Raw genomic sequence first — 4750 nt, forward strand, 5'->3', positions numbered from 1 at the left:
CGGCGCTCACCGCCTACTCTACTATCGCTGGAGCAGACAGCAGTCTGCATCGTCGACGAGCATGGTAAAGCGCTCTGGCGTGGCAAATGCGCCTCGACGCCGGAAGCCATTGCCGCAGTCGTCCATGCGAAAGCCCCGCATGTGGTGCGGATCGGCCTGGAAAGCGGCCCGTTATCGATCTGGCACTGGCACGAACTGACAAAGCTTGGTCTTCCTGTGATCTGTCTTGATGCGCGTCATGCCAAGGCGACACTCTCTTTGCAGATGAACAAGACCGATCCCAATGACGCTCTGGGGCTGACGCAGATCGTGCGCACCGGCTGGTATCGCGAAGTCACCGTCAAAAGCTTGGACAGCCAAGTGGTCCGGAGCTTTCTCACATCGCGTGCTCGCTTGGTCGAGATACGGGTTGATCTGACCAACCAGATCCGGGGTGTGCTCAAACCGTTCGGGTTGGTCGCTGGGAAAGGGGGCGGCCAGCCCTTCATTGATCGTGTGCGGACACTGGTAGCCGATGGGCCGCTCGAGGATGTTGTGGCGGCGCTCCTGATCGCCTTACAGGCAGTCAGCCGGCAGATCGGCATGCTCACACGCCGTCTCATGGCTTTGGCGCGCCAGGACCCAGCGGCCCGGCGGCTGATGACGGCCCCTGGCGTCGGCGCTCTGGCCGCATTGGCCTATATCAGTGTCATTGATGCGCCGGAGCGGTTCTCGAAGTCCTCCAGTGTGGGAGCTTATCTCGGCCTGACGCCGAGACGCTATCAGTCGGGCGAGATCGACCGGAGCGGTCGAATCTCCAAATGCGGCGATCCGCTGCTACGGACCTACCTCTTTGAGGCAGCGGGCATGATTCTCAACCGCGTCTCGCGCTGGTCGCCGATCAAGGCCTGGGGGACGAGGCTTGCCAGGAAGGTCGGTGGGAAGAAGGCCATGGTGGCCGTCGCCCGCAAGCTGTCGGTGATCCTCCACAGAATGTGGCGCGACGGTACCGACTTCCGCTGGTCCAACAAGGCGGGGCTGCCGGCATGAGAGTGTAGCTCACGCGATCCGCCGACCGGCGGAGTGATGTCCCTTGTCGGGACGAGGCAGCAGTTATCGCGCGGGCACTGTTGCGGCCATGACTTCAGACACAGATGAGGTCGACCGCGGATGCAACATGGCGAGGCTGAGGCTTCCGACCCCATCATGCGGCAGCCCATGCTGACCCCGGGGAGAACCATGCTCCGACAAGTGATATCAGCCAGACGGACAAAGACGCCGCTCTAAGGGCTTGACCCAGATCCCCGGAATAAGAGAACAGTGCCCATGTCCGCCCCCAGCGTGAGCGCAATTTAGATCATGGCGAGGATAGCATCGCCGCGATCGAAACCACGGGCGTCACCGCGTTGCGGACTTGAGCACGATCGTCGACCGGCTCAGGCCCTTCGCGCGGTGCGGATGCTTACCAGACGAACTTCGCGCCATCCGGCAGTTCGCAGACAAATTCGCCCTGGTTCACGGCTTCGGCCGCCCCGGCGGCAAGTTTAGAGGCCCGTACTGTGAGCTTGCCTTCGCGGCTGAGGTTGTGGCGAATGTACTCGGTCACGGGGTGTCCCGAGCTGTCCAGGGTTTGATGCGCATTGGCAAAGCTGATGCCGTTCTGGGCGGTCACTCTGAAGGCGCTGATAACCAGACCACCCTGCACTGCCGGCCCGGGCTTGCCGCCATCGGCAGTGGTACAGCGGTTCAGGTCCAGTATGACCTTCACATTCTTGCCGGCCTGCAGGGCATTGAGCACCTCGGCGTATTTCGGCGAGGGCTCATCCGCCTTGGCGACCCTGCTCACGCTTGCAGCCAAAAGCAAGGACAACAGGATCGACAGGCGTCTGCCACTGAACTGCTTGTACTGTCTTGCTGCCGAAGACGAACTAGCGCGGGGCTCCGGCGCCGAGCGCGTGTCTGCAACCATTTCCGTAAACCTGTGGCTGTCGATCTCAGTTTGCGCGGCACTGGCTGGTGACTGTCTCATTTCTGCGTCGCGTGCGCTCGATCGCGTTTCGACATTGGATGAGCCACTGTTTCGGCTATACATGGCGATGCCCATTCCATTTGCAAAGTTTTCCGCACTGAGTTCGGTGCTGGTCAGCCCCTGTGGAGGTTGATAGTCCGCCTAGCTGACGACAAGCTGACGCGCAGGCGAGAGCTTGCCAATATAACGGCGCCTTGTCATTTCGGCGCGCAGAAGAAGGATGACGATCCCTGGCGTTGGTCCGATCACAGCAACAGCTCTGGCGGCCTTGGCTCCAGCGGCGGAGACTTTCGACAAGGGGCGGGATTTTGCAGCTTGGATGGGGCTCACACCCAAACAGAATTCATCTGGCGGGAAGCCCCGATTGGGCAAGACATCAAAGATGGGGCAGCGCGACCTCCGCCGCCTGCTCATCATCGGCGCCACAGCGGTTGTCAGATGGGCGACCAGGCATGGCACGGCTCCGCACTCCTGGCTCGGGCGGATGCTACGCCGCAAACCGCCGATGCTGATCGCGGTCGCCCTGGCTAACAAGATGGCGCGGATTGCCTGGGCGCTGATGGCACGGGGAGGAGTTTATCGAGCTTCGGGTGCTGCCACATAAGCAGAATAGCCCGAGGGACTGCCGGAGGATGTGAGAAGGTCGAACGCAGATTGATGGGACAACGGTTGATCAAACGGGATCAGAAGAACCAGTCGTTGGATGGGCGCTTCGAGCGCGCAGATACATATTGGATCTGATCCGCGGACTTCCATAAGGGCCTGCGGCGTTTGTACAGCCGCTTCGAGAGGCCGGACACACGTCAGCACCCGATCGCAGTCCCAAGATCACGCGTAATGATTTTCCTTGCATTTAACGGGGCAATGGTATGGACCCCGCCCTCGCGGCGAGGTGGAATCTCGACCGTCAACTGCGATGAAGGAGGATGTCATGCAGGTTGTTCGGATAGGTCTGGATTTGGCGAAGTACGTCTTCGAGGTTCACGGCGTCGACAACCACGGGAAAGTCGTTGTGCGAAAGAGGCTGCGTCGCGATGCGGTGGCCCGCTTTTTCGCCAATTTGCCGGCCTGTCTCGTCGGCATGGAGGCTTCGAACGGGGCGCACTATTGGGCTCGCGTGCTCACCGAGCTTGGCCATCAGGTGCGGCTGATCAGCCCGCAGTTCGTGACGCCATACGTCAAGTCGAACAAGAACCGTCAAGTCGAACAAGAACGACCGGAATGATGCGGAAGCCATCTGCGAAGCGGTCGGCCGGCCGTCAATGCGCTTCGTGCCCCCGGAAATCAACCGATCAGCTGGCGGTACAAGCCGTCCATCGCATTCGCCGGCGTCTGGTCGCCGACAGAGTCAGGCTCGTCAACCAGATTCGCGGTCTTCTGTCCGAGCATGGCATTGTCATTGCCCGTGACATCTCGCAGCTGCGGCGTGGCCTTGCCGTCATCGTCGGGAACGACAATGACGGCCTCAGCGAGATGGTTCGCTCGCTCATGAGGGAGTTGCAGACGGAACTGGCCGAGCTTGATCGCCGCATCGCAACCTATGACCGGCAAATACGGGAAATCTTCCGCGCCAGTGAGCAGTGCCAGCGGCTGGGGAAGATCGAACGCATCGGCCCTGTGGCGGCAACAGCCCTGATCGCTGCCGTGGGCGATAGAACCTGCTTCAAGAACGGCCGTCAATTCGCGGCCTGGCTTGGCCCGGTGCCGAAGCAGCGATCCAGTGGAGGGCGAGCCCGCTTGTTCGGCATCAGCAAACGCGGCGATCGCTATCTGCGGACACTGATGATTCATGGCGCTCGCGCCGCTTTAAGCCGGGCTGGCGGCAAGCAGGATCCGCGAAGCCTCTGGCTCGGTAAGATGCGGCAACGGCGGCATCCCAACGTCGCGGCCGTGGCGCTTGCCAACAAGAATGCGCGGATTGTCTCGGCTATGCTCTCGGGCGACACAGCTTACGAGCCCGCGCTGTCGGTGAAGGCGGCCTGAAGCGAAGCGGCCAATAAGGAAAGGAGGTCCCACCCCGGCAATTGCAACAAATGGTAGGAGATGGCGAAACGGTCACCCCGTCGCTTCCAGAACCTGATGTGTGGACCGGCATGGCGTTAGCCAATGTCATCGGGGCTTTGAGGTGGAAGCGGGCGAAAACCCATCGAGGCTCGCGGCGAAGACGTTGTCCAGCCGCATCACGAAGCCGGATACACGTCAGCAGTTGTGACCATCGATCCTGATCCAGCCGACTGTTGCAATCGGGCGGGGTCCATATACGTCTACACACATCCACCGCCCGCAGACCTTGATGTAAGTTTCATCAACGTGCCACTTGCCGATGACCGGTCGCTTGCGCCGATTGAACTGCTCAAGCAGGAGCGGAGCATAGTGAAGGGTCCAGCGGTGGATGATGGCATGATCCACCTCCACGCCGCGTTCGGCCATCATCTCTTCAAAATTCCGAAGGCTGAGGCTATAGGCAAGATACCACCGCACACACAGCAGGATCACCGAGCGATCAAAATGGCGGCCTTTAAACATCATGCACCTCCGGAGCGTGCCGGAGGCATAGGCCGAACGGAGTTACCGAACGGTTTGCGACAGTTCCCTGGTGCCGACCCGAACCTCACGCTTTGCAGCCCTGGCCGGCTGATTGGTTCGCCAATAGTATCGACCGCCAATGTAAGTCGGCTTCGGGAACACCTATGCCCTCCTGCATTCGGGCTAGTGCGATCTGTCGGCTGCAAGCGGGAGGGC

2 protein-coding genes and 3 pseudogenes are annotated in these 4750 nt (G+C 60.9%); 3 read left to right on the top strand and 2 right to left on the bottom strand.

Annotated features, from left to right (window positions below; translation table 11 throughout):
- Window positions 1–27: 27 nt before the first annotated feature.
- Entirely contained in the window at window positions 28–1029 is a 1002-nt protein-coding gene (locus AA309_RS27445) for an IS110 family RNA-guided transposase (protein ID WP_047192206.1), read from the top strand.
- Window positions 1030–1441: 412 nt separating this feature from the next.
- On the opposite strand, the gene AA309_RS27450 is transcribed toward AA309_RS27445, so the two are convergent.
- The gene (locus tag AA309_RS27450) at window positions 1442–2083 is read right to left on the bottom strand and encodes a VirK family protein (protein ID WP_244470516.1); all 642 of its coding nucleotides are present in this window, start codon (window positions 2081–2083) and stop codon (window positions 1442–1444) included.
- A gap of 136 nt (window positions 2084–2219) precedes the next feature.
- Here AA309_RS27450 and AA309_RS27455 point away from each other — a divergent pair.
- Window positions 2220–2612 (top strand): annotated as a pseudogene (locus tag AA309_RS27455) (transposase); the annotation flags it as partial.
- Window positions 2613–2939: 327 nt separating this feature from the next.
- Window positions 2940–3991: pseudogene (locus AA309_RS27460) on the top strand (IS110 family RNA-guided transposase).
- A gap of 288 nt (window positions 3992–4279) precedes the next feature.
- Here the strand turns inward: AA309_RS27460 and AA309_RS27465 are convergent.
- Window positions 4280–4534: pseudogene (locus AA309_RS27465) on the bottom strand (IS6 family transposase); the annotation flags it as partial.
- Window positions 4535–4750: the final 216 nt, after the last annotated feature.

The sequence above is a fragment of the Microvirga vignae genome, assembly GCF_001017175.1.
GTDB lineage: Bacteria > Pseudomonadota > Alphaproteobacteria > Rhizobiales > Beijerinckiaceae > Microvirga > Microvirga vignae.